Source organism: Vibrio xiamenensis (genome assembly GCF_900100015.1).
GTDB lineage: Bacteria > Pseudomonadota > Gammaproteobacteria > Enterobacterales > Vibrionaceae > Vibrio > Vibrio xiamenensis.
Window position 1 is genome coordinate 38326 of record NZ_FNDD01000001.1, and the last position, 26152, is coordinate 64477.

The 26152-nt window shown below is 47.1% G+C and carries 19 protein-coding genes; 14 read left to right on the top strand and 5 right to left on the bottom strand.

All coding sequences use genetic code 11. From position 1 onward, the window contains the following. Nucleotides 1–78: 78 nt before the first annotated feature. The 5 genes from rlmD (at nucleotide 79) to eno (ending at nucleotide 7795) form a co-directional block, all read left to right on the top strand. Nucleotides 79–1395, top strand: a complete 1317-nt coding sequence (gene rlmD / locus BLS03_RS00210) for a 23S rRNA (uracil(1939)-C(5))-methyltransferase RlmD (protein WP_093268056.1) — start codon at nucleotides 79–81, stop codon at nucleotides 1393–1395. Nucleotides 1396–1453: 58 nt separating this feature from the next. Further along, entirely contained in the window at nucleotides 1454–3667 is a 2214-nt protein-coding gene (gene relA / locus BLS03_RS00215) for a GTP diphosphokinase (RefSeq protein ID WP_093268059.1), read from the top strand. Between the two features lie 106 nt (nucleotides 3668–3773). Then, nucleotides 3774–4583 carry a nucleoside triphosphate pyrophosphohydrolase gene (gene mazG, locus BLS03_RS00220; RefSeq protein WP_093268063.1) on the top strand — a complete coding sequence of 270 codons (810 nt, stop codon included), beginning with the start codon at nucleotides 3774–3776 and terminating at the stop codon, nucleotides 4581–4583. Between the two features lie 194 nt (nucleotides 4584–4777). Continuing rightward, nucleotides 4778–6415 (top strand): CTP synthase, encoded by a 1638-nt coding sequence (locus BLS03_RS00225; RefSeq protein WP_093268066.1) that lies wholly within the window; start codon nucleotides 4778–4780, stop codon nucleotides 6413–6415. Between the two features lie 78 nt (nucleotides 6416–6493). Then, nucleotides 6494–7795 carry a phosphopyruvate hydratase gene (gene eno / locus BLS03_RS00230; RefSeq protein WP_093268068.1) on the top strand — a complete coding sequence of 434 codons (1302 nt, stop codon included), beginning with the start codon at nucleotides 6494–6496 and terminating at the stop codon, nucleotides 7793–7795. Nucleotides 7796–7921: 126 nt separating this feature from the next. Here eno and BLS03_RS00235 read toward each other — a convergent pair whose 3' ends face one another. Next, nucleotides 7922–9136 carry a multifunctional CCA addition/repair protein gene (locus BLS03_RS00235; RefSeq protein ID WP_093268071.1) on the bottom strand — a complete coding sequence of 405 codons (1215 nt, stop codon included), beginning with the start codon at nucleotides 9134–9136 and terminating at the stop codon, nucleotides 7922–7924. Nucleotides 9137–9223: 87 nt separating this feature from the next. On the opposite strand from BLS03_RS00235, the gene BLS03_RS00240 reads away from it, so the two are divergent. Beyond that, nucleotides 9224–10864, top strand: coding sequence for an ExeA family protein (locus BLS03_RS00240; RefSeq protein ID WP_093268074.1), 1641 nt, complete (start codon nucleotides 9224–9226; stop codon nucleotides 10862–10864). Next, the gene (locus BLS03_RS00245) at nucleotides 10839–11636 is read left to right on the top strand and encodes a general secretion pathway protein GspB (protein WP_176765489.1); all 798 of its coding nucleotides are present in this window, start codon (nucleotides 10839–10841) and stop codon (nucleotides 11634–11636) included. The genes BLS03_RS00240 and BLS03_RS00245 overlap by 26 nt, the downstream gene beginning before the upstream one ends. Nucleotides 11637–11722: 86 nt before the next feature. On the opposite strand, the gene BLS03_RS00250 is transcribed toward BLS03_RS00245, so the two are convergent. The 3 genes from BLS03_RS00250 to BLS03_RS00260 all read right to left on the bottom strand — a co-directional run bounded on the left by BLS03_RS00250 (nucleotide 11723) and on the right by BLS03_RS00260 (nucleotide 14564). Next, complete coding sequence (locus tag BLS03_RS00250; RefSeq protein ID WP_093268761.1) at nucleotides 11723–12334, bottom strand: TIGR04211 family SH3 domain-containing protein; 612 nt, start codon at nucleotides 12332–12334, stop codon at nucleotides 11723–11725. A 163-nt stretch (nucleotides 12335–12497) separates the two neighbouring features. Further along, nucleotides 12498–13757, bottom strand: coding sequence for an inorganic phosphate transporter (locus tag BLS03_RS00255; RefSeq protein ID WP_093268079.1), 1260 nt, complete (start codon nucleotides 13755–13757; stop codon nucleotides 12498–12500). Between the two features lie 126 nt (nucleotides 13758–13883). Then, the gene (locus BLS03_RS00260) at nucleotides 13884–14564 is read right to left on the bottom strand and encodes a TIGR00153 family protein (protein WP_093268082.1); all 681 of its coding nucleotides are present in this window, start codon (nucleotides 14562–14564) and stop codon (nucleotides 13884–13886) included. Nucleotides 14565–14976: 412 nt separating this feature from the next. Here BLS03_RS00260 and BLS03_RS00265 point away from each other — a divergent pair, with 412 nt between their 5' ends. From BLS03_RS00265 to hldE, 4 genes are all read left to right on the top strand, one after another. Beyond that, nucleotides 14977–16494, top strand: coding sequence for a CYTH and CHAD domain-containing protein (locus BLS03_RS00265; protein ID WP_093268084.1), 1518 nt, complete (start codon nucleotides 14977–14979; stop codon nucleotides 16492–16494). A 326-nt stretch (nucleotides 16495–16820) separates the two neighbouring features. Further along, nucleotides 16821–18080, top strand: coding sequence for a methyl-accepting chemotaxis protein (locus tag BLS03_RS00270; RefSeq protein ID WP_093268087.1), 1260 nt, complete (start codon nucleotides 16821–16823; stop codon nucleotides 18078–18080). 143 nt (nucleotides 18081–18223) lie between these two features. Next, on the top strand, nucleotides 18224–21061 hold the full coding sequence (gene glnE / locus BLS03_RS00275; protein WP_093268089.1) for a bifunctional [glutamate--ammonia ligase]-adenylyl-L-tyrosine phosphorylase/[glutamate--ammonia-ligase] adenylyltransferase: 2838 nt from the start codon (nucleotides 18224–18226) through the stop codon (nucleotides 21059–21061). A gap of 83 nt (nucleotides 21062–21144) precedes the next feature. Continuing rightward, complete coding sequence (gene hldE, locus BLS03_RS00280; protein ID WP_093268092.1) at nucleotides 21145–22575, top strand: bifunctional D-glycero-beta-D-manno-heptose-7-phosphate kinase/D-glycero-beta-D-manno-heptose 1-phosphate adenylyltransferase HldE; 1431 nt, start codon at nucleotides 21145–21147, stop codon at nucleotides 22573–22575. 90 nt (nucleotides 22576–22665) lie between these two features. Here the strand turns inward: hldE and tolC are convergent, their stop codons facing one another. Beyond that, nucleotides 22666–24003: an outer membrane channel protein TolC gene (gene tolC / locus BLS03_RS00285; RefSeq protein WP_093268094.1), complete on the bottom strand. Its 1338-nt coding sequence runs from the start codon at nucleotides 24001–24003 to the stop codon at nucleotides 22666–22668. A 256-nt stretch (nucleotides 24004–24259) separates the two neighbouring features. On the opposite strand from tolC, the gene nudF reads away from it, so the two are divergent. From nudF to cpdA, 3 genes are read left to right on the top strand one after another with little or no spacing between them, the layout of a single operon-like run. Then, nucleotides 24260–24889, top strand: a complete 630-nt coding sequence (gene nudF / locus BLS03_RS00290) for an ADP-ribose diphosphatase (RefSeq protein WP_093268097.1) — start codon at nucleotides 24260–24262, stop codon at nucleotides 24887–24889. Next, nucleotides 24877–25317 (top strand): DUF1249 family protein, encoded by a 441-nt coding sequence (locus BLS03_RS00295; protein ID WP_093268100.1) that lies wholly within the window; start codon nucleotides 24877–24879, stop codon nucleotides 25315–25317. Before nudF ends, BLS03_RS00295 begins: the two co-directional genes overlap by 13 nt. Before the next feature lie 13 nt (nucleotides 25318–25330). Further along, nucleotides 25331–26152 carry a 3',5'-cyclic-AMP phosphodiesterase gene (cpdA, locus tag BLS03_RS00300; protein WP_093268102.1) on the top strand — a complete coding sequence of 274 codons (822 nt, stop codon included), beginning with the start codon at nucleotides 25331–25333 and terminating at the stop codon, nucleotides 26150–26152.

Below are 26152 nucleotides of genomic sequence, written 5' to 3' on the forward strand. Positions count from 1 at the left end.
CGGCTCACACAACGACTGCGCAGAGAAATAGTGATTCTTAAGCAGCAAATAGTAGCGTAATCATAGATAGGCAATAGCATGGCGCGTTTTTTCCAACCCAAGAAAAAGACCCAACTTAATACTAAACATCAATCCGTTACGATTGAAAATCTGGATCATCATGGCGCTGGGATTGCGTATTTGGACAACAAGCCACTGTTTATCGAAGGTGCGCTGCCTAGCGAGCAAGTTGTTACTCAACTTACTGAAAGTAAAAGTAAGTATGCTCGTGGGCGCATGATTAAGCTGGTAAATGCCAGTGCTCAGCGTATTGAGCCATTTTGTCCGCATTTTAGCCAGTGCGGTGGCTGTAATATGCAGCACCTTGAACTTAAAGCGCAGCGAGAATATAAACAGCGCGCGCTAAAACAGCTAATGGCAAAATTTGCCAAGCAAGATATTGAGTTGGATGAATTTGTCGCCAGCCCAGAGCTTGGCTATCGCCGCCGCGCGCGTTTGAGTGTGTGGTTTGACAAAAAAGCCTCGCAACTGCAAATCGGTTTTCGCCAAAAAGCCAGTAAGCAAATTGTCTCGGTGCAGAATTGCCCTGTGCTTGAGCCGTCTTTAAATCAGTTACTGCCGCACATTCATGCTTGCTTGAATCAGTTTGCAGATCCGACCTCATTGGGGCATGTCGAAATCGTGAAGGGGGACAACGCACGTGTGCTGCTGGTCAGGCATACTCGCCCCCTAAAAAACAAAGATGCTCAATTACTGCAAGACTTAGCCAGTGAGCAACAACTTACTTTGTATCTAATGCCACAAAGTGATGAATTAGTTCGTATTCACGGTGATGCGCCAAGTTATCAAGAAACCGGCGTTGAAATGGCGTTTGAACCAACCCACTTTATTCAGGTCAATCAAAGTGTGAATCGCGATATGGTTGGCAAAGCGTTAGATTGGTTGGCACTGACCAAACAAGACCAAGTGCTGGATCTGTTTTGTGGGCTTGGTAATTTTACCTTGCCGTTGGCCAAGCAAGTTGAGGCTGTGGTGGGTGTTGAAGGCGTCGATGAAATGGTGCTTAAAGCGCGTGCCAATGCCAAGCTTAATCAACTGGATAACGCCCAGTTTTATCACGCCGACCTTGAGCAGCCGCTGACTACTCAAGCTTGGGCGAAGCAGAAGTTCAATAAAATCTTACTTGACCCAGCTCGCGCCGGCGCGGCGGGCATTGTTGACCAACTGGCGGCGCTTGGCGCCTCGCGAGTGGTTTATGTTTCATGTAATCCTGCTACCCTAGCTAGAGATAGTCAGAGTTTGCTGAGTCAAGGTTTCCGTTTACAGCGCCTCTGTATGCTGGACATGTTTCCGCATACTAGCCATTTGGAATCAATGGCGCTGTTTGTAAAATAAAGTGATTGCGCTCAGGAGCGAGTGCGTCCACACATAAAAAATATAACAGGATAGAAAAATGGTTGCGGTACGAAGCGCACATTTGAATCAAAACGAACAGTTTGAGCTGGAAAAATGGATCGCGAGTCTTGGTCAGGACGCCAAGATCTCTCGCGCTCTGACTGACGTCTATCGTCAGTGTGAAACCGTGCTAGAGGGTCATGAGCAAGCCACGTTATTGTTGTGGCGTGGACGTGAAATGATCGAAATTCTGATTACGCTATCGATGGACAAAGCCACGCTAGAGGCCGCGTTGCTGTTTCCTTTGGTGTCTACCGGTGCGTATCCACAAGATCAGCTAGAAGAAAAATACAGTAAAGAAATTTTGAAATTGATCGAAGGCGTCGAAGAGATGGCGGCTATCGGTCAATTGAATGTGACCAAAGAGGGCGGTGAAGCCTCCGAGCAAGTCGATAACGTGCGCCGCATGTTGCTCGCTATGGTCGATGATTTTCGCTGCGTGGTGATTAAGCTCGCCGAGCGAATCTGCAACCTTATCGAAGTAAAGAAAGCGCCCGACGAAGTGCGCCGCGCGGCAGCAAAAGAGTGTGCCAATATCTACGCGCCACTGGCGAACCGTCTTGGTATCGGTCAGTTAAAGTGGGAAATTGAAGATTACGCTTTTCGTTATCGACATCCTGACACTTACAAACAGATAGCCAAGCAGCTTTCTGAGCGCCGCATTGTACGCGAGCAATACATCAAAGACTTTGTCGATTCACTGTCTAAAGAGATGAAAGAGTGCGGCATCAATGCAGAAGTGACCGGACGTCCGAAACATATCTACAGTATCTGGCGCAAGATGCAGAAGAAAAACTTGGCGTTTGATGAACTGTTTGATGTGCGCGCGGTGCGTATCATTGCCGACAAACTGCAAGATTGTTACGCCGCACTGGGTGTGGTGCACACGCAATTTAAACACTTACCGAGCGAGTTTGACGATTACGTAGCTAACCCCAAACCCAATGGTTACCAATCGATTCACACTGTGATCCTTGGCCCGGAAGGCAAAACCATCGAGATTCAAATTCGTACCAAGCAGATGCATGAAGAATCGGAGCTTGGTGTTGCTGCGCACTGGAAATACAAAGAAGGTGCCAGCAGTCGTAGCGGCTATGATGAGAAAATTACTTGGCTGCGTAAGCTGCTTGATTGGCAAGAAGAGATGTCCGATTCCGGTGAAATGCTGGATGAACTGCGTAGCCAAGTGTTTGATGATCGCGTTTATGCGTTTACGCCGCGCGGCGACGTGGTGGATTTACCTATGGGTGCTACGCCACTCGATTTCGCTTATCACATTCACTCGGAAGTCGGTCACCGCTGTATCGGTGCCAAAGTCGGCGGGCGTATTGTGCCGTTCACGCACAAACTGCACATGGGTGACCAAGTCGAGATCATTACTTCTAAAGAGCCGAACCCGTCACGCGATTGGTTAAACCCATCGCTCGGATTTGTTCACTCAGGTCGAGCTCGCGCCAAGATCAACGCTTGGTTCCGTAAACAGAGCCGCGAGAAAAACCTCGAAGCAGGGCGTGAAATCCTTGAAAGTGAATTGGCAAAAATCGGCGCTACCTTAAAAGATGCCGAGCAGTACGCGCTAAAACGCTTTAACGTTAATTCGGCCGATGAGCTGTATGTCGGGGTTGGCAGTGGTGATCTGCGTATTAACCAGATAATTAACCATATCAATGCGTTAGTTAATAAGCCAACCGCGGAAGAAGAAGATCAGCAAGCGCTGGAAAAACTTCAAGAATCTGAACATCGCGTTACCAGTCGACCGAAAAAAGATGCGGTTGTGGTGGAAGGGGTTGATAACCTGATGACCCATCTTGCTCGTTGCTGCCAGCCAATTCCTGGTGATGAAATCTGCGGTTATATTACCCAAGGTCGTGGCATTTCGGTGCATCGCGTTGATTGTGAGCAGTTGGATGAATTACGCCATCACGCGCCAGAGCGCATCATTGATACCGTGTGGGGCAGTGGTTTCGTTGGCTCGTATATATTGACTATGCGCGTGGAAGCGATGGAGCGAGGCGGATTGCTTAAAGACATCACCACGTTATTGGCCAATGAAAAGATCAAGATCGCCAGCATGAAGAGTCGCGTCGATTATCGTCGTCAGATGACCATCATGGATTTTGACCTTGAAGTGAATAATGTCGAAGTGTTGCCAAGAATCGCCAAACGCGTCGAGCAGATTCGTGATGTGATGACAGTAAAACGTCTCACGTAAGCTTTGCCACTCGGCAGTACAATTAGGGAAGGTGAGTGGTTACGCCGCTCACCTTTTTATTTTTATCGCTACATTCGGTTAAGAATATTAAAAGGAATTGCGCACCATGAGCCATCCCATCGAACAGTTACAGCAAATCATGCGCCAGCTTCGCGACCCAGAAACAGGTTGCCCGTGGGACATCAAGCAGACCTTTGATTCTGTGGTGCCGCATACCATCGAAGAAACCTACGAAGTGGTCGACGCCATTCATCAACGCGATTGGCAAAACCTCAAAGAAGAGCTTGGCGATCTGCTGTTTCAGGTGATCTTTTATAGTCAGCTCGCCAAAGAGCAAGAGTTGTTTGATTTTCAAGACGTAGTCGAAACCGTCAATGAAAAACTGACTCGCCGCCATCCGCATGTTTTTGGTGATGAAAATTTTTCAACCGAGCAGCAACTGGTTGAGAACTGGCAAAAGCAGAAAGCGGCAGAGAAAGCGCTAAGAGGCGAAGCTGAGCAAAGTATTCTAGACTCAATACCAAACTCGCTTCCCGCGCTGTTGCGAGCCACCAAAATGCAGAAAAAATGCGCGCAATATGGCTTTGATTGGGACTCACTTGGCCCTGTGGTTGATAAGGTGCATGAAGAGATAGAAGAAGTCCAACAAGAAGCGTTGATGGTCCCGATGGATGACGATGCTCTAGAGCTCGAGCTCGGAGATTTGCTGTTCGCTGTTGTGAATATGACCCGTCACCTGGGCAAAAATCCCGAAGTCGCACTTGGGCGTGCCAATGCCAAATTTGCGCGTCGTTTCAAAGGTGTTGAACAATTGGCAGCTTTGCAACAACGGCCATTAACCGATTTTTCGCTTGCTGAGCTCGATGCATTTTGGGAACAAATTAAACGCCAAGAGAAACATTTTTCGTCCAAATAGGTCGCTTAATGTTTGGGAGTGGAAAAATGCCTCAATCAAAGGTTTAGCCCTCTCTGTATCGGCTTTGATTTGAAGCAAAAAAGAAATACACCGGTGTGATATATTTCACGTTGTGGCGGTTAAGGGCTTCTGGTACAATTTCGTCCCGTCCAGAAGAAATCCATTTCCCTCATTCAACCAATTTCAGGTTAAACATGACGACAAATTACATTTTTGTTACTGGCGGGGTCGTATCCTCTCTAGGTAAAGGTATTGCCGCTGCATCACTGGCAGCGATTCTAGAAGCTCGTGGTCTTAAAGTTACCATGATGAAGCTTGACCCTTACATCAACGTTGATCCAGGCACAATGAGCCCAATTCAACATGGTGAAGTGTTCGTCACAGAAGATGGCGCAGAAACTGACCTAGACCTTGGTCACTACGAACGTTTCATTCGTACCAAGATGTCAAAACGTAACAACTTCACTGCCGGTCGTGTTTATGCGGACGTTCTACGTAAAGAACGCCGTGGCGATTACTTAGGCGCAACCATTCAGGTTATTCCTCACATTACCAATGCGATCAAAGATCGTGTTATCGCTGGCGCTGAAGGACAAGACGTCGCGATCGTTGAAATTGGTGGTACTGTGGGGGATATCGAGTCACTACCATTTATGGAAGCGATTCGTCAGCTTGCGGTTGAACTTGGCCGTGAACGTGCGATGTTTATGCACTTAACTTTAGTACCATATCTAGCGGCGGCTGGCGAAGTGAAAACCAAGCCAACTCAGCACTCGGTGAAAGAGTTACTGTCTATCGGTATTCAACCAGACATTCTGGTTTGCCGTAGCGACCGTATGATTCCAGCCAACGAGCGTAAGAAAATCGCGTTGTTCTGTAACGTGCCAGAAAAAGCCGTTATTTCAATGAAAGACGTCGATTCAATCTACAAGATTCCGCAACTTATCCGCTCTCAAGGCTTGGATGATCTTGTGTGTGCTCGTTTTGGTATTAACACACCGGAAGCGGATTTGTCTGAGTGGGAACAGGTTATTTACGAAGAAGCCAACCCAACAGGTGAAGTGACCATCGGTATGGTCGGTAAATACATTGAGCTGCCTGATGCATACAAGTCAGTCAACGAAGCTCTCAAGCATGCTGGCTTGAAAAATCGCCTAAGCGTCAACATTAAATACATCGATTCTCAGGATGTAGAAACGCGAGGTATTGACGTTTTAGAAGGTGTGGATGCTATTCTAGTACCAGGTGGTTTCGGCGACCGTGGTATCGAAGGCAAAATCCGCGCGGCGCAATACGCACGTGAAAATAAGATTCCATATTTAGGTATTTGCTTAGGTATGCAAGTAGCGTTAATTGAATACGCGCGCAATGTCGCGGGTATGGAAGGCGCGCACTCAACCGAATTTAATAAAGACACCAAGTACCCTGTTGTTGGTCTGATTACAGAGTGGACCGATGGCGAAGGTAACGTAGAAGAGCGTACTGAAGCGTCAGATCTTGGTGGTACAATGCGTCTAGGTTCGCAATTATGTCACCTAGAGAAAGGTACAAAAGCTCGTGAACTTTACGGCAGCGATACGATCCATGAACGTCATCGTCACCGTTATGAAGTGAACAACGTGCTTCGTCCGCAAATTGAAAAAGCGGGTCTGAAGGTTTCAGGTCTATCAGCAGATAAGAAACTGGTAGAAATGATTGAAAACCCAGATCATCCATGGTTTGTGGCGGCTCAGTTCCACCCAGAGTTCACCTCAACGCCTCGTGACGGTCATCCACTGTTTGCTGGCTTTGTGAAAGCCGCGGGTGAATACCAACGCAGCGAAGAGAAATAAAAGGATACGGGCAGTAGCTTTAAGAAGTGCTACTGCCCTTTAATTTTGACATTTATATTGAAACGAGAGGAAACATTAATGTCTAAGATCGTTAAAGTTCTAGGTCGTGAAATCATCGACTCACGTGGTAACCCAACTGTTGAAGCTGAAGTACACCTAGAAGGCGGTTTCGTAGGTATGGCGGCAGCTCCATCTGGCGCTTCTACTGGTTCTCGCGAAGCTCTTGAGCTACGTGACGGTGACAAATCACGTTTCCTAGGTAAAGGTGTTCTTAAAGCAGTTGAAGCTGTAAACGGCGCAATCGCTGAAGCACTTGTTGGCAAAGATGCAAAAGCACAAGCTGACATCGACCAAGTTATGATCGACCTAGACGGCACTGAAAACAAATCTAAATTCGGTGCAAACGCAATCCTTGCTGTTTCTCTAGCTAACGCAAAAGCTGCTGCTGCTGCGAAAGGCATGCCTCTATACGAGCACATCGCTGAGCTAAACGGCACTCCAGGTCAATTCTCTATGCCTCTACCAATGATGAACATCATCAACGGTGGTGAGCACGCTGACAACAACGTAGACATCCAAGAGTTCATGATCCAACCAGTTGGCGCGAAAACTCTTAAAGAAGCACTACGTATCGGTGCAGAAGTATTCCACAACCTAGCTAAAGTTCTTAAAGCTAAAGGTCTTAACACTGCTGTTGGTGACGAAGGTGGTTTCGCTCCTAACCTTGAGTCTAACGCAGCAGCACTAGCAGCAATCAAAGAAGCTGTTGAGCAAGCTGGCTACGTTCTAGGTAAAGACGTAACTCTAGCTATGGACTGTGCAGCATCTGAGTTCTACGACAAAGAAGCTGGCAACTACAACATGAAAGGCGAAGGTAAAATCTTCACTTCTGAAGAATTTAACCACTACCTAGAAGGCCTAGTTGCTCAATACCCAATCGTATCTATCGAAGACGGTCTTGACGAATCTGACTGGGATGGCTTCAAGCACCAAACTGAACTTCTTGGCGGCAAAATTCAGCTAGTTGGTGACGACCTATTCGTTACTAACACTAAGATTCTTGCTCAAGGTATCGAGAAAGGCGTTGCTAACTCTATCCTTATCAAGTTCAACCAAATCGGTTCTCTAACTGAGACTCTAGCTGCAATCAAGATGGCTAAAGACGCGGGTTACACTGCAGTTATCTCTCACCGTTCTGGTGAAACTGAAGATGCAACTATCGCTGACCTAGCTGTTGGTACTGCTGCAGGCCAAATCAAAACTGGTTCTATGAGCCGTTCTGACCGTGTTGCTAAGTACAACCAACTTATCCGTATCGAGGAAGCTCTAGGTGAGCGCGCTCCTTTCAACGGTCTTAAAGAAGTGAAAGGCCAAGCTTAATATCAGCTTCGCTTTATAGTTCTTTTAAATACCCCGCTTTAGCGGGGTATTTTTTTATTCGAGGAAGCCTAGGTAAGCGCGCTCTGTTGTGTCTCAGAGCTCGTGCGATAAGGATCTTTGTGACGGTCAGTATAGAGCGGCAATAGCTTGAATGCGTCTTCTGTCGAGCTCTTCACGAATGGCTTTGCCTTGAAAACCATCTTGGATCACTTGCTGCACATCGATTTCCAGTGCGGCTTGATACGCTTGTTCAAACAGGGCTTTTTGTGGGTAAGGTTGGTGCTCTAGCCCAAGACGGCCTGCATGGTCGGCTTGGCAGCATAATAACACGTCAAAAAAGCGCTGTGGCTTGCGCCAGGCATCAAGTTTGTTGAGTATCTTGAGCTTGGTCGCCGGTTTCAATTCAGCGGCTCTATGCACGTTTGAGTGCTGTTCACAGACCAGCAGCGCCAATTCTTTACATTCATTCGGAACTTTGACGCGCTCACACAAGCTTTGAATCAATTTCACGCCGGTATGGCAATGCATTTTATGGCTAGGCCACTCCTCTTTTGGGGTAATGCCTTTGCCTAAATCATGGACTTGCGCCGCGAAGCGCACACTGATTGAGCTAGACAGTTTGGCGGCTTGCTCGGCGACCATCAAAGTGTGAATACCCGTGTCGATTTCTGGGTGCCATTTTTCTGGTTGCGGGACGCCAAACAAGGCATCGATTTCAGGTAAGACGACACTCAGTGCGCCACACTGATGCAAAACATCCAAAAACACGTGTGGGTTTTGAGTTGATAAGGATTTGTGCCACTCCTGCCACACGCGCTCTGCAGTTAAATGGGCCAGTTCGCCAGATTCACTTAGTTGCTTCATCAGCGTTAAGGTTTCGGGTGCAATTTTGAATCCAAGGTGGGCGAGTTTAGCGGCAAAGCGTGCCACTCTTAATACGCGAAGTGGATCTTCTACAAACGCTGCCGATACATGGCGCAAAATACGGTTTTCAATATCTTGCTGGCCGCCATAAGGATCAACCAAATGGCCTTGTTCGTCTTGCGCCATGGCGTTGATGGTTAAGTCACGACGTAATAAATCGTCTTCTAGAGTGACATCTGGGGCGAAGTAGCAGTCAAATCCGGTGTACCCAACACCGCTTTTACGTTCGGTGCGAGCTAACGCATGTTCTTGCTTGTTTTTGGGATGCAAAAATACCGGAAAGTCTTTTCCCACCGCAGTGAATCCAGCGTCGAGCATTTGCTGCGGCGTACTGCCAACCACGACCCAATCTTGGTCGTAAACCTCTAAATTCAATAATTGGTCGCGAACCGCGCCACCAACGAGATATATTTTCACGAATCAACCTTAAAATTCAAAAATGGCATTGGCGTTCAGTGACGCGAATGGTACTTTGCATACCATTGTAATGACAGAGATGAGAGCATGTATAAGGATTTTTTTGGTTTTGTAGAGCTGCCTTTTTCCATCGTTCCAAATTCTCGCTACCTTTATCTTAGCCCTCGCCATCAGGAAGCCATTCGCCACCTGCAATCTGGTCTAGGAGAAGGTGGCGGATTTGCCATGTTGACAGGTGAAGTGGGAACCGGAAAAACCACCATTGCTCGTACCATGTTGAAATCGCTGGATGAAAATACTCGCGCGGGGTTAATCCTTAACCCAACGTTCTCTTCCATCGAATTGCTGCAGGCGATTTGCGATGAATTTAATGTCGCATACCAAGCGTCTGATTCGCTTAAAGTCCTTAATCATGCTCTGTATCAATTCTTGCTTGATAACCATACTCGAGGTTTGCAGACGCTGCTGGTGATCGACGAAGCTCAGCATCTGGCTGCTGAAGTTCTTGAACAGTTAAGACTACTGACTAACCTTGAAACCGACAGTCGCAAGCTACTCAAAGTTCTGCTTATCGGCCAGCCTGAACTGCAGCAGAAGTTGCAGATGCCTCAGCTGCGCCAGTTAGCTCAGCGCATTACCGGTCGTTATCATTTATTGCCGCTCAGCGTCGATGACACGATTAAATACATTGAGTTTCGTCTTGAACGTGCGGGCGGTGACGTTGGCTTACTTTCTGCAAAATCAATGAAGTACATCGCGCAGCAGACTCAAGGTATTCCGCGTTTGGTCAACCTAGTTTGCGATGCAACCTTTAACGATGCATACGCAAAAGGTGAACAGAAGCCTTCGCATGATACTGTTATCGCGGCGTGCCAACACGTGATGTCATTTCAAACCAGTTTTAACCTGACGCCTAATACTCAGAAGACTCAGTTAGACAGACGCTGGATTGGCGCGTTGAGCATACTGCTTGGCACTGGACTTGCCTTTGCGGCGTATGTTTGGACTCCAAGTGCTGTAGAGCCTTATGCCAAGCAATACGCTGAGCAGCACTATCCGCAGCAGCAAAAACCTGCGGTTGAAGTGACTAAAGTGCCCAAAGAGCTGCTCAATATTATGAGTTCAGGACGCCTTCTTGAGCAGGGGATTAGCGAGCTATACAAAGTGTGGGGCTATGATGCCTCGGTGATGGACAGCTTTTGCCATCAGGATTCCGAGAGTGAATTTCACTGTGACCACCAAAGTGACGGTGACTTAAACCAGCTAAAAAATCTCAATATTCCGGCGCTGCTGGCGTTGGAAGTGAACGGCCAACCTGAATATGCGGTGTTATACCGTTTAGATGGCGACAAAGTTGAGCTGCTGTTTGATCAGCAGCGTGTCGAACTCGACCGTGAGTCTCTAGAGCAGTTTTGGCAAGGCGAGTATTACTACATCTGGCGCAGCCATTGGCCAAAAATGCTCAAGCCTGGCATGGTCAGTGCGGATGTTGCAGAACTTGACCAATGTCTTTCGACCATTCTTGGTGAGCCATCAACCAATTCTGATCACTATGATCAGCAAGTTAAGCACAAAGTGGAACTGTTTCAGCGTTGGCAAAAGCTGTATGTGGATGGCATTGCTGGGCAGCGTACACTCGAACGCTTATCGCTTATGACGCAAGTGGATGCGCCACTGTTATTACCACGAGGAGAAGGTCATCATGTCGAATGTTCTCAAGGCTCTTGAGAAGTCCGAGCACGGCTATCAAATGAGTACCTTTAAACCGCTCGCCTCATCACCGCAGCAGGTGAATAGCGCTCGATCGAATATGGTTTGGATCGGCGTAATCGCGCTTCCTGCTCTCGCGGTAGCCGCATGGCAAGGCGTAAGCACATGGCAGCATGCGATAAAGGTGCAGCAAGCACTCAGCGAACAACCGGCGCCTGTGGTTGAGCAGCCAATCGAATACCAAATTCGCCCGGCGCCGAACTTTGGTCTGCTACAACCTGTGATGTCAGCAAGTGATGAAGTGTCTGAACCAGAGGTTGCCGCAGCGGAAGTGGTCAAAACATCCACTAAAGCGCAGCCAAGTGGCGCTGAAGACGCTGCTAAGCCTAAGTCATCAATTGAAGAACTTTCGGATAAAGAGCAAGGTATGTTAGAAGGCGTGGATTTATCGGCTCTACCGCCGGACTTAGCGCGCAAAGTCCATTCGGCACTTAACCAAGATGATTCGAGTCTTGAGTCATCTTCCAATTCATTGGAGCGCCGCGACTGGATTAATCTCGCTAAGCATGCTGATGAGTTAGAGGGGCGTTTACCGGCAATGAATTTTCAGACTCACGTGTATTCAAACAACGAGAAAAAGCGCTGGGTGAAAGTGAATGGCACTGAATACAAGCCGGGCGAGGAGATCGCTGCGGGCGTTAAGCTGGTGGAAATACGGGCGAAAGGCAGTCTGATTCGTTTTCGAGACGAGATGATTTTTGTGCCTGCGTTATATGACTGGAAAGGTTAAGTCTTTGTGATGGATAAACGAAAGGCCACCGAATTCGGTGGCCTTTTTCTATTCGTTTCAAGCGAATCGTTTATTCAAGTAAAGGATTACGCCCAACCTGAGTTTTTACGCTTACGGCGCGGCATGATTGAAGGAAGAATCAAACCAAATAGCAAACCGCCACCCGCAACACCACCACCGTACATAAAGTATTTCAGCAGTAGGTCGTCTTTTTGAGTATCCAGCTTGGCACGCAATTTACGCACTTCTTCTTGAGAATCGGTCAGCTGATTACTGATTTCTGAGTAGTTCTGCTCTAGCTCAGAGATCTGCTTATTGCGCATTTCCAATGATTCAGCCATACCAGCTTTTTCGCTGTCTGAGGTTGAACGAGCGTTGGCTAGCTTGTTTTTCACATCTGCTAGCTCTTTTTCCAAGCGTGGTAAACGCAGCGCCATGCTTTCTTGTGAGGTGACAAATTCAGTCTGCACCCAACCTTGGCGACCTTTCGCATCAACGATGTGGCTAAAGCCCGTTTCTTTATTGCTTTCAAGTAGGTTTACTTTTTCACCTGCGTCCACGCTACCGATGATTCGGTATTTGTTGCTAGGGCCAGAGTGCATGTAAGTAAACAATTTGTCTGCGATATAGCGGTCTTGAGCAAATGCGGCAGGCATAGCCAGCATAGAGACGAGAACCATGCAAAACAGTTTTTTCACGGTAAATCCTTTAACAGTTTTGTAGTTATGAACCATTTCTTTTGTGTGAAACAAATACTAAGAACTTTCTGAGCTGTCTGCAACTAAGAAGGGAGGCTAAGCCTCCCTTTCTGTGTTTTTGAGTCAATAATAACAGTGTGCTAACACAGTACTGACTGTTTTATTAGGCAAAAATACCTTGGATTGCGTAGAAGAACACAACCGCAAGCAGGGCACCTGCCGGTAAAGTTACAATCCAAGATGCCACAATGTTACGTACAACACCTAGGTTAAGCGCAGCGATACCACGCGCAAAACCGACACCTAGCACGGCACCAACCAGAGTTTGGGTGGTTGAAATTGGCAGGCCAGTACCTGATGCCAATACTACCGTTGATGCAGTTGCCAACTGAGCGGCAAAGCCACGGCTTGGTGTCAGTTCTGTAATACCAGTACCTACGGTTGCCATTACTTTATGACCCATAGTGGCAAGACCAACGACGATACCAAAGCCACCAAGTGGCAAGATCCACCAAGCGATTTCACTCTTCTCAGCGATTTGACCCATGTGGCTAACACTAGAAACCACAGCAGACAGTGGACCGATCGCGTTAGCAACGTCGTTCGAGCCGTGAGCAAATGCCATCGCACACGCAGTAATCACCATTAGTACGCTGAAAATGCTCTCTACGCCAGCAAAACTGTGGTCGTCTTCCCGAGCAGTAAAGCGTTTTTGAATGTAGATGTAGCCGCCAATCATGACTAATGCAGATACCGCTACTGACCACATCCAAGCTTCGCCACTGGTCAAGTGTAAACCAACGTGGCTAAGGCCTTTCTTGATGGTTACTAGGGCGATGACCATAGTGGTGATGAACATGTATACCGGTACAAAACGCTTAGCGTTAGTCAGTGGATTTTCGGTATCAAATATCAGGCGTTGGGCGCTGACAAAAATTAGGTAGGCAAAGAAACCTGAAATCACCGGGGTGATAATCCAGCTTCCGACGATGCCTTTTACGCTGCCCCAGTCCACGGCTTCGGTACCCACAGAAACACAAGCGAAACCGATGATAGCGCCGATGATTGAGTGAGTCGTGGAAACTGGCCAACCCATGTATGAAGCTAGTAGCAACCAGGTGCCCGCTGCAAGCAGCGCTGACATCATGCCATAAACCAGTACATCAGGTTGAGATGTGAACAGAGAGGTTTCAATTACCCCTTTACGGATTGTGTCGGTTACTTCACCGCCTGCCAAGTAGGCCCCAGCAAACTCAAAAATCATTGCAATAATGATTGCTTGTTTGACCGTAATGGCTTTTGAGCCGACTGAGGTACCCATAGCGTTAGCTACGTCGTTGGCACCGATACCGATCGCCATTAAAAATCCAAAAAGGGCCGCAATAATGATCAGGACAGTGCCGTAATTAGCGAGGACATCCATCGTAATACCTAGTTGTTGATAACCAGCGGAGCAAATATTTAGACACGAAACTGCCCAAAGCGTATGAATGTGTTGACGCTTAAATCGGGCAGCCGATAATTGCTCTTCGTTATTTGATTAACTGAATTATGAGCGTGACAACATTAATTCAAGTCGAGCACCGACTCGTTGCGCTTGATCAGCGATTCCGCCAACCCACTCAAAAATTTTGTACAAAAACATCACATCGATTGGATTCATATGCGCTTCAATAGCCATCAGTTGTTGGCGTAGTCGAATTTGCAGTGCATCCGTATCATCTTCGATGACATCTAATTGATGAATCATTTCAGCCACAAGTGTTACTTCGCGACCTTTAAATCCGGTTTCCAGAAGTTCATCCAGTTCATTAATGACTTTTTGAGCTTGGTTCGCTGCATCAAGGCAACGTTTCACGTAAGCAATAAAGTTTTCTTGAAGAGACTCAGGAATGGTCAGTTGACGACCATAGACACGACCAGCGATGTCTTTGGCAAGGTTGGCCAATTTATCTTGTTGAGTCAGCAGCTCCAACATGTCACTGCGGTCAACGGGCATAAATAGACCACGAGGAAGTTTAAGACGAATTTCTCGTTTTAATACGTCCGCTTCTTTCTCTAGATGAGAAATTTGCGCACGAATTTCCGATGCTTTTTCCCAATCGCCCTGAGCACACACTTCAAAGAAGTTAATCAGGTGAGAGCAGCATTCATTTACGCACACTACGTGGCGTTGCAAAGGCTTAATCGGGGACTTTGCAAATAACCCCATGATTGTATTTACTGGCATGGTAATTCAACCTAATTAATATAACCCTAAAAAAACAGTCACCACTCATGGTGAAATGTTGAACACTGGCTATAAAGGCGCGCATGGTAACGCATAAAATCGCCGATTAAAACTTTTTTAGTGCAGATATAGCCAAGTTGTATTTGTGGGCGACCTCTCATTAACTTTGTCGTCACAATTAGTGATTTCATTTGAGGTCACGGCAAAGCGTGTTTCGCCCTTGAATCATAGTTAGGCGGTAACGGGATAACAAATCGTAACAGAGCGCAGATGTTTTTTGAGCGATCTGACGCGAAAGTGACACACTTAGCGTCGTGAAGCTACAACTCAGTGTATAAATGTTGGGATTTCTTTCTTGCTGACTTTAGGATTAGGCAATATCCTGTGGGTATCTGTGTTTAAAGGTAAAACTATGGAAACCGAAATAGAACTGAAGTTTTTTGTTTCTCCCGATTTTTCAGAAACTTTGCTAAGCAAGATAGCCGAAGCAAAAGTACTTCAGCACAGTTGTCGCGAGCTAGGAAATACCTACTTTGATACGCCCGACAACTGGTTGCGTCAGCACGATATTGGGCTGCGCATTCGTCGTTTTGATGATGTGTTTGTTCAGACGGTGAAAACGGCAGGTCGCGTGGTTGCGGGCTTGCATCAACGTCCGGAATACAACGCTGAACACACCTGTAATGAGCCAAACATCGCATTGCACCCTGAAGACATTTGGCCGGAAGGCAAGTCTCTTGAGGAACTGCAATCTGAACTTAGCCCACTATTTTCAACCAATTTCACCCGCGAGCAATGGCTGGTTGGCATGCCAGATGGCAGCCAAATTGAAGTCGCTTTTGACCAAGGTGCAGTTGTCGCTGGAGAAGACGCGGAGCCGATTTGCGAAGTGGAGCTTGAGCTCAAATCGGGTCAAACTGATGCGCTGTTTTCATTGGCGCGCACTCTGTGTGATCAAGGCGGTATGCGCCTAGGGAACTTGAGTAAAGCGGCGCGCGGTTACCGCCTGGCAATGAAGCTTGAAGCGGATCAGGTGAAAAAGCTACCGCTGGTGAAAACCAGTAAAGACGACTCGGTAGAATCCTGTTTTATCAACTCTCTGGAACATGCTCTTAATCATTGGCAATACCACGAGCAGTTGTATGTTGAGCAAGAGAACATTCTCGCTTTGCATCAAATCAGTAACGCCATCAGCTTTGTACGCCAAATTCTAGCGGTGTACGGCAGTGTGGTACCACGCCGCGCTAGCGCAATTTTGCGCCAAGAACTCAAGTGGTTGGAGCAAGAGCTAGAGTGGCTGCATGATTACGATCACCTTGACGATCTGCTGGAAGACAAAGGCCATGCATTGCGTAAACTTGATGCCAAGAAATTCTTGATCGCGCAATTAACTGAACTACAGCAAGAATTACCGGATCGTGAAGAGATCATCGCTTTTCTCACTTCCGCTCGTTACGCGGGCGTGTTGTTGGATCTTAGCCGTTGGGTGCTCACTCGCGGTTGGCAGCCATTTTTAGACGATAAAGCGCGTGAAAAAATGGCGCTGAATGTACAACATTTTGCGGCCAAACAACTGGATCGCACTTGGGCTGAATTGATCGAAGCGTTTCCGCCTGAAAAAGTGCTCAACAGCCAAGAGTATATCGATCAGCAATATCGTTTGATGAGAAATCTCTACACTGGGATCAGTTTTGCCAGCTTATACAATCTCGATGAGCGCAACGGTTTTCGTTTGCCGTGGGCGGATTTGCTCGAAGGGATTGAAGAGTTACTGATGCTCAAACCGCTTGAAAACTTAAAAGAGCAGTTGGAAGATGGCGAGAAAGAGCAGCTTGAGCGCTGGTTAACCCGCCAAGAAACCTCGATTCTTCACGCGATGGAGCAAACTCGCCAAATCAGTGTTGAGGCGCAGCCATATTGGCGTGAATAGTGACACGCTGCATCTCAATATCATCTTAAAAAAGAAGCCCTTGGGCTTCTTTTTTGTTTCTTCGGCATGCGGCGAAATAATTGTCGTGATCTTACTTCAGTTCATCTCTATTTGGTCGATAACCTAGGTTCATATCAGTATCACGCCAGCAACTGCGAATGATTCTTGGTTTGTAAATCTTTGACTGGTGATTGAGCGCGCATTAGTGACTTGAAATTGCTGATATTATCTTTGAGATTAGAAGCTCAACACTTCGTCTGTTACTTTAGAATTACCCATTTTAATAATTATAAAGCAAGTCAATCCGAACAAAGGGAGAACGAATAATGGCAGTCATGTCGTTTAAGCCATGGGAGAAAGTGATTACCGACATTCGCTTGGTCCCGAAAATGATTCTACTTATGGTGTTCAGCACACTGCTTATCGTGGCAAAGCAGCTGTGGGACGCGAATACCTTTTATAAGTCTCTCCTAGCCGCAACGCAAAATACCGAAGTTGCTCAGCAACATTACGACGCTTACTTGGTTCAAGTGGTGTGGCAAACCGCGATTTTAATCGTGGTGTTTGTGGTGCTGTTGCTCTTTACTGCGCGGATTATGCTGCGCCAAACCAATTATATCAGCGACTCGATCAAAACCATGGCTCAGCGCGATCTTTCTGTACCGATTGAAATGCTGTGTAAAGATGAATATGGCGATGTTGCTCGTGAGCTGGAAAAGACTCGTCGCCAGCTCAGCGACATGATCAAAATGCAAGTCAGTGCCTCGCAAGAATTATTTGAGTTGACCGAAGTAATGACCATCAGCATGTCGGAAACCAAAGAGTCGGCGCAGGAAGAATTTAAAGAGATCGATCTACTGGCGACCGCGATGAGCGAAATGTCTTCGACGGTACAAACCGTTGCTGAACATGCACAAAATGCTTCCTCTTTAACGGAGAATGCTTCGGGTCAAGCAGAAAGCGGCCAGCGCTTCGTGCTTGATACGGTTGCGAAAATTCGCGAGCTATCAGCCGATATTGCTGCATCAGCAGAAGCGGTAAATCAAGTCGAAGAGCGAGTTGAGTCGATTGGCAGTGTTGTTGGCACCATTCAAGGTATCTCTGAGCAAACCAATTTGCTGGCACTGAACGCTGCGATTGAAGCTGCGCGCGCCGGCGAGGCTGGCCGCGGTTTTGCGGTGGTGGCAGATGAAGTGCGTAATCTTGCTCAACGTACTCAAGAAGCGACCATCGAAATCCAAGATATGATCTCACACTTACAGACCAGCGCTGGCTCAGCCGTACAACTGATGGAAAAAAGCGTTGTCGAAGCGGCGGATGGCGTTGATTTAGTGACTAACGCAGGCAACGAACTGCAGGGTATCGTGAGCCAAGTGAATCAAATTAATGACATGAATTTCCAAATTGCTTCGGCTGCTGGGCAACAAAGCAGTGTCGCTGAAGAGATGAACCAGAACCTCACCAATGTGCGTGAGTTGGTGGAAGCATCTGTTAGCGTGGTGGGGGAGTTACTTGAAACGTCACAAACTATGCAAATTAACGCAGAGGCATTAGACAAGAAAATCACCTCGTTTAAGGTTGATTAATGTTCAAAGGCGTATAGCTTTTGATAAAAGTGTCTAACTCTTTATATCAACGCCCACAAATGCCAAGTGGGCGTTTTTTATTTCTGCAACTTTGTATAGAGTAATTCTATTGTCAACATGTTGTGTCAGCACAAGGAATCCACATGCAATTGCCTGCTTCATTAGCTCAAGTCTCCGAATCGGCACTAGAACCGATTCTTCAATGTGAAGAGATGCTGCATTGGCCATCTAATCGTTTAGATGAGCTGCGTTTTATCGCCGGTATGAGCCAGTTTGTCACCGCCACACTAGAAAGAGACAGTTTACTTCGCCAGCGTCTACCTCATATGCTTGAGTTTCAACGTCGTTGGGAAGAGTATCGAATTCAAATCAAAAACCAGCTCAAAAATTGTAAGAACGAGCAGGAAGGCATGCAGGCGCTAAGACAATTTCGTAATCGCGAAATGGTCTATATTGCATGGCGCGATTTTATGCACAGTTGGAGTTTGGAAGAGAGTCTAAAGCATCTCTCTGAGTTGGCAGAGGCGCTGATTTTTGAAGCCTATTCTTGGCAATATGATCTTTGCTGCCGTGAGTTCGGAACGCCGTGTAACAGTCAAGGTATTGCGCAGCCGATGCTGATCATCGGTATGGGCAAGCTGGGTGGTGGCGAGCTGAATTTTTCGTCGGATATCGATTTGATTTTCACCTACCCGGAGAATGGTGAAACTCAAGGCGCTCGTCGTAGCTTGTCCAATGCGCAGTTTTTTACTCGTTTAGGACAGCGCATTATTAAAGCGCTCGATCTGCAAACCTTTGATGGCTTTTGTTATCGCGTCGATATGCGCTTGCGCCCATTCGGAGACAGTGGTCCGCTGGTGATGAGCTATGCTGCTCTAGAAGATTACTACCAAGAGCAAGGGCGTGATTGGGAGCGCTATGCGATGATCAAAGCGCGCGTTATGGGCAGTGAAATGTACGCCCAGTACGATGAATTACGCCGTCTATTATTGCCGTTTATTTTCCGTCGTTATATCGATTTCAGTGCTATTCAATCGCTGCGCCGCATGAAGTCGATGATCAGCAGTGAACTGCGTCGCCGTGGTTTGACCAACAACATCAAACTGGGAGCTGGCGGCATTCGTGAAATCGAATTTATCGCCCAATCTTTCCAGTTGATTCGTGGTGGTCGCGAACCCAGTCTAAGACGCAAAAGCTTGCTCGAAGTGCTTAAAGCCATTCGCGATTTGAATTTATTGCCGTTTAGTGAAGTGTCGCAATTGCGCAGCTCTTACTGTTTCCTGCGTCAAGTAGAAAACTTGTTGCAAGCGATGGCAGATAAACAGACGCAAACTTTACCTGACAACGAACTCGAACAGCAGCAACTCGCTTTGGCGATGCGTTACGAATCTTGGCCAGAGCTGGTGGCGGAAATTCAAAAGCAAATGCAAGCGGTACACGATATTTTTAATGGCTTGATCGGCGATGACGAAGAAGATGCCCACGATGTCGAAATCCACTTTCATGAGCTGTGGGATATGGCGCAGAAAGAGGAAGTTATCGAAGTCATTTTGGTTGATATGCATGTTCAAGAGCCAGTGCGCTGCGCCGAAATTATTCGTAACTTTAAGCGCGACTTAGCCAAAAAAACTCTCGGACCACGTGGTCGTGAAGTGCTCAATCGCTTAATGCCCAAGATATTTAAAGCGGTCTTTGAGCACAAAGATGCGGTGTTTGGTTTGCCGCGTGTACTGAATTTGATTTATCAAATTGCCACGCGTACCACTTATTTGGAACTGCTCGATGAGCACCGCGGCGCGTTGGCGCAACTAGTACGCTTGTGTATTGCCAGCCCCATGATTTCAGAGCAATTGGCACGTTTCCCAATTTTGCTCGATGAGTTGATCGATCCCCAGCATCTATACAACCCAACTCAACTTGACGACTATCAAGTTGAGCTTCGTGACTACCTAGCTCGTATTCCAGAAGATGATATGGAGCAGCAGATGGAGGGCTTGAGGCAATTCAAGCAAATCGCGATGCTGCGTATTGCTGCGGCTGATATTGCTGGGGCGCTTCCGGTAATGAAAGTGAGTGACCACTTGACTCGTTTGGCTGAAGTGACCGTCGATGCGGTGGTCAGTATGGCGTGGAATCAGCTGAGTGAAAAATACGGCGAGCCGACGCACCTTAAAGATCGTGGCGGTCGTGGTTTTGCGGTGATTGGCTACGGGAAACTCGGTGGTTGGGAGCTTGGCTACAATTCTGATTTGGATTTGGTGTTCATGCACGATTGCCCGGTAGATGTGATGACCGATGGCCTCAAAGTCATTGATGGTCGCCAATTCTATCTGCGTCTGGCCCAGCGCATTATTCATATTTTCTCAACGCGAACTACCTCCGGCATTCTTTACGAAGCGGATACCCGACTACGCCCATCAGGGGCATCAGGACTACTGGTCAGCCCCGCGGATGCGTTTGATGAATATCAGATGGAAGAAGCCTGGACTTGGGAGCATCAAGCGCTGGTGCGAGCACGAATTATTTATGGCGATCAGCCGCTGTTTGACAGTTTCCAAGCCACTCGTCATAAGGTTTTGACCATGGCACGCGACCAAGAGGAACTGAAAAAAGAAGTGGTCGATATGCGGCTTAAGATGCAGCAGCATCTAGGCGGTAAAAAAGCCGGTCGTTTCATGCTTAAACAAGATGCTGGGGGCATTACCGACATTGAGTTCTTAGCTCAGTATTTGGTGTTGATGTTTAGCCATGACAAACCCAAGCTCACTCGTTGGTCAGATAATGTGCGAATCTTTGAGTCTTTGATGAATGAGAAGATTCTGACTCCAGAAGAGGCGAAAGGGATCACCGATGCCTATACGACAATTCGAGATCAAATCCATCACCGCAATCTGCTGAACTTAGAAGCGGATGTCGATGAAGAGAAGTTGGTGGCAGAACGTGATCTGGTGACAAAACTTTGGCAACAGTGGCTCGAATAACGCTGTGACGGTGGTTTTGGGGAGTTTTGGCTTCTTATTGGCTGTGCTAAACTTCGCGCAGAACAATAATTTGGAGATCCACAATGAAACCAATTCTACCTGATTACAGTGACTCAGGTGTCCTTATTGTCGGCGATGTTATGCTTGATCGCTATTGGTATGGTCCAACGGGCCGTATTTCACCTGAAGCGCCGGTTCCTGTAGTTAAAGTAGAACACAATGATGAACGTCCGGGCGGTGCTGCTAACGTGGCTATGAATATCGCTTCTCTTGGTGGGCATGCACACATTGTTGGTTTGACTGGGGTAGACGAACCTGCCGCAGTGTTGAACGAAACCTTGTCATCACTTGGCGTTCATTGTGATTTCGTCGGTCTGAGTGATTATCCAACCATTACCAAACTCCGCGTCTTGAGCCGTGGTCAGCAGTTAATTCGTCTGGATTTTGAAGACGAATTTGAAAACACCGACCCTGAGCTGATTCTTAGCCGCATGGACAGTGCATTGCCAAATGTGCGTGCCGTGGTGTTATCGGATTACGGTAAAGGGGCTCTTGAGCACGTTCAACAGTATATTCAGCGTGCGCGCGCAGCGAAAGTGCCGGTATTTATTGACCCGAAAGGGGCCGATTTCGAGCGCTATCGCGGAGCGACGTTATTGACGCCAAACATGGCTGAATTTGAACTGGTGGTTGGGCGCGTCAAATCAGAGCAAGAACTGGTTGAGAAAGGGCTCGCTCTGATTGAGCAATACGATTTTGAAGCACTATTGGTGACTCGCAGTGAACACGGTATGACGCTGCTGCGCAAAGGCCAAAAGCCGTTTAACTTACCTACGTTGGCGAAAGAAGTTTTCGACGTGACTGGTGCTGGCGATACCGTCATTTCGGTGCTTGCAGCTTCGGTTTCGGCAGGAAAGCCGCTTGAAGAAGCGTGTGCTTTGGCGAACGCCGCTGCAGGTGTGGTGGTCGGTAAGTTGGGTACATCAACTCTATCAGCGATTGAACTGGCGGAAGCGGTGCACGGTAGTCGCGATACCGATTTTGGTGTCATCAGCGAAAACAAACTGATTGAAGCGGTAAAACAAGCTCAGGCCAAAGGCGAGAAAGTAGTGATGACCAATGGTTGTTTCGACATTCTGCACGCCGGTCATGTCTCTTACTTAAATCACGCCGCTCAACTTGGCGATCGCTTGATTGTCGCGGTGAATACTGATGAATCCGTCAAGCGTTTAAAAGGCCCGGGCCGCCCTGTGAATCCAACCGATCGCCGCATGGCAGTCTTGGCTGGGCTTGGCGCTGTTGATTGGGTTGTACCATTTGGCGAAGATACTCCGCAACGTTTGATTGCTGCGGTACTGCCGGATTTGTTGGTCAAAGGTGGCGATTACACCCCAGATCAAATCGCGGGTGGTAAAGAGGTCATCGCCAATGGCGGTGAAGTCAAAGTGCTTAACTTTGAAGATGGCTGTTCTACCTCAGAAATCATCAATGCGATTAAAGGCGGCAAAGGGTAATGATTAAACATTACTAAGCCCAAGCCACAAAAAAACCGCTGTTTTATAACAGCGGTTTTTTATTAACGAAACCAGAAATTCACGCCAAATTTATGAGTTGGTCACTGGTTTTAAGCTGGCACTGATATCTAAAATGTCTTGCTCGCTTAAGGTACCAACGGCTTGGCGCAGTTGCAGTACACTGATGATGTAGTCGTAGCGCGCATTAGCTAAGCTACGGTTTGCATCATAAAGACGACGAGTTGAATCCAGTACGTCAACGATGGTACGCGTACCAACATCAAAACCAGCTTCGGTTGCTTCTAGCGCTGATTTAGCTGAAACCACGGTTTGTTCATAAGCACGAATCGCACCAATCGAAGCGACGATATTGTTGTTGTAGGCGCGAACATCTTTTACCACAGTGCGGTAGGTTTTCTCTAAATCTTGGCTCGCTGCAACATAGTCATACTCAGCTTGTTTGGTTAGCGAGGTGATTTTGCCACCGGTATACAAAGGTACTGACAAGTTAATACCCAGATTAAGGCTGCCGATATCTTCGTTGTGGTATGAGTTTTCGTCGTTATGTTCTTGGAAGTAGCTGTAACCGCCGTCTAAAGTCAAAGTTGGCAGGTGACCAGAACTGGCAAGAGAAATATTGTCGCGTGCGATGTCTTGCTCAATACGCGCAGTCAGTAGAGACAAGTTCTTTTGCTGAGCTTGATCAACTAAGCGTTGTACGGTTTCATCCGGACGGCTTGCTGAGAAGCGTTTGGTATCCAATTCACTTAAGTTTGCGTGTGAACGACCTGTAATTTCACGCAGTCCTTCGTAGCTGTTGGCGAGTTCGTTTTCTGCTAGGACTTCATCAGCGAGTACGGTGTCATATTGTGCTTGTGCGTCATGAACGTCGGTAATGGCAGACAGACCAACTTCAAAACGTTGTTTAGTTTGTTCTAACTGACGGGCAACGGCTTTCTTCTCTGCGCGCACAAATTCAAGACTTTCTTTGGACTTCAGTACATCAAAGTATGCTTGTGAGACGCGTAGAATCAATTCTTGCTGGTTTGCGGCGTAAGCTGAATCAGCGCGGCGTGCGGTTTTTTCAGCAGTGTCTAAACTTATCCAACTAGCGCGATTATATAATTCTTGTGAAAAGCCGACGCCTGCAGTTAAACGGTTGCTGTCCATAGTGTGGTTGCCAAGCGCATTTTCGTAATTGGCACCAGTGTAATCATAGCTGGCAGTTAAGTTAATTTGAGGCAACAAAGTGCTGCGGCTCGAATTGATCGCTTCAAAAGCAGAATCGCGCTGTGCGGCTGCGTTAAGGAGCGTAGGATCATTATCTTTTGCTTGGCTATAGATTTCGGCGAGCGTATCTGCAAATGCTGAAGTCGTGCAAAGGCCGCTAATTGCAGCGCTAATCACGAGAGGAAGCAGTTTTTTCATAGGTCCTATTCCTGCCTAATGCTTATAAGTTGTCGGTTTGTCGAGAGTTTAACTCAAATCGCTGTGAATTTACTCAAAACTTTGTAAATTTTTACATTTAGTTGACCAGTTGTACAATATATTTCTCAGTCAAATAGATAAAATTATTGTGATGAATTTAAATATTCTTATAAAAAATATATAAAAAGTTGAGCGAATCCTTGGCAGTCAAGCGTGTATCTAAGTAGACTGTAAGATTCACTCAGTGAGGTATCAAATGCAACCGTCCGACCCGCAAGCAGAGAAGTTTACGTCGCAAGATGTTGAAATTATCTCAAAAGAGACAGTGTTTAGTGGCTTCTTTAAGATGGTCAAGTACCGCTTTAAGCATAAGCTTTTCGCCGGAGGTTGGAGCCAAGAAGTTGAACGAGAGCTTTTCGTACGCGGCCATGCTGCAGCGCTACTGCCTTATGATGCCGTTCGCGATCAAGTGGTTATCATCGAGCAGATTCGAATTGGAGCACTTGAACATCGTAATCCTTGGCAAATGGAGATCGTTGCGGGCATTATTGATACTCAAGAATCCCCAGAGCAAGTGGTTCGCCGCGAAGCGATGGAAGAAGCAGGCATACAAGTAGGGCAGGTTGAGAACATTACTTCTTACTATCCTTCTTCGGGGGGCTGCTCTGAGCAACTGGATGTTTTTGTCGGTGAGGTAGACGCTAGCCTTGCAAGTGGTATTCATGGGTTAGACTATGAAGGGGAAGACATTCGAGTTCATGTGGTAAGTCGTGAGCAGGCTTACCAATGGGTGCTGGATGGCACATTTGAAAACGGGGCGTCGATTATTGCTTTGCAATGGTTACAACTCAACTACGAGCGACTGAGAACACAATGGCTGAAGTAGCATTTAAAAAACCATATCACGTTGATTTCGCAGAGCTTATGCGTACATACGAAACCAACTATGCCAAATTACGTGCGTTGCTGCCAAACCAGCCTAGTGTTGGTGATGTGCGCTGCTACCAAGCGGCAAATATGGCTTATCAGCTAGAAGTGGGAGAGGTCACAAAGTACACAACTTTGGTGGATATTTGTCAAAGTGATGACGTTGCTGTCTTTCCATTGCCGAAAATGTCTGTCAGGCTCTATCACGATGCTCGAGTGGCGGAAGTGTGCAGTAGTGAACACCTTAAGCGAGTTCAAGCTCGTTACGAATATCCAAACGATAAAATGGTTCAAAAAGACGAAAAAGCTCAATTAAATCGATTTCTCGGCGATTGGCTTTCCTTTTGTTTAAGACACGGCATCAGCCGAACATCTTTAGGTATTTAGTCAGGTTTTAGTTTTGAAAGTATCGTCAAGCTCAACAGAAAATCGCAGTATCAAGCTGTTGCAAATCACGGATACCCATCTTTTTGCACCCGCTGATGGCAGCCTGCTTAGCGTCAATACTCATGACAGTTTTCTCTCTGTGGTCTCGGCTATCATGGACAGAAACGTTGCATTTGATGCCATTTTGGCCACCGGTGATATCTCACAAGATCACAGCGAAGCGTCGTATCAGAAATTCGAGCAAGGCATCGCTCCGTTGGAGAAGCCGTGTTTCTGGCTGCCTGGTAACCATGATTACAAGCCTAATATGGGCTCGGTGCTACCTTCTAAGCAAATTCAGCCAGTAGAACATGTGTTACTTGGCGAGCATTGGCAGATGGTGCTGCTGGACTCTCAAGTCGTCGGTGTGCCGCATGGTCGTTTAAGTGATCAGCAACTGGCGCTGCTTGACGACAAACTCAGTGCACATCCGCAAAAGCACACTTTAGTACTGTTGCATCACCACCCGCTTTTAGTGGGTAGCCAATGGCTCGATCAACATACGCTCAAAGATGCGCAAGACTTTTGGCAGGTTGTCGAAAAGCACAGCAATGTCAAAGCGATTTTATGTGGTCACGTTCATCAAGATATGGACAAACTGCACCATGGTGTGCGAGTGATGGCGACGCCTTCAACCTGCGTGCAATTTAAACCTAATTCAAACGATTTTGCGTTAGATCCGCAATCTCCGGGTTGGCGCGAACTTGAACTGTTTGATGACGGCAGCTTAGCAACCGAAGTGAATCGTTTGGAATCTGGCTGTTTTCAACCTGACTTTACTTCCGCAGGCTACTAA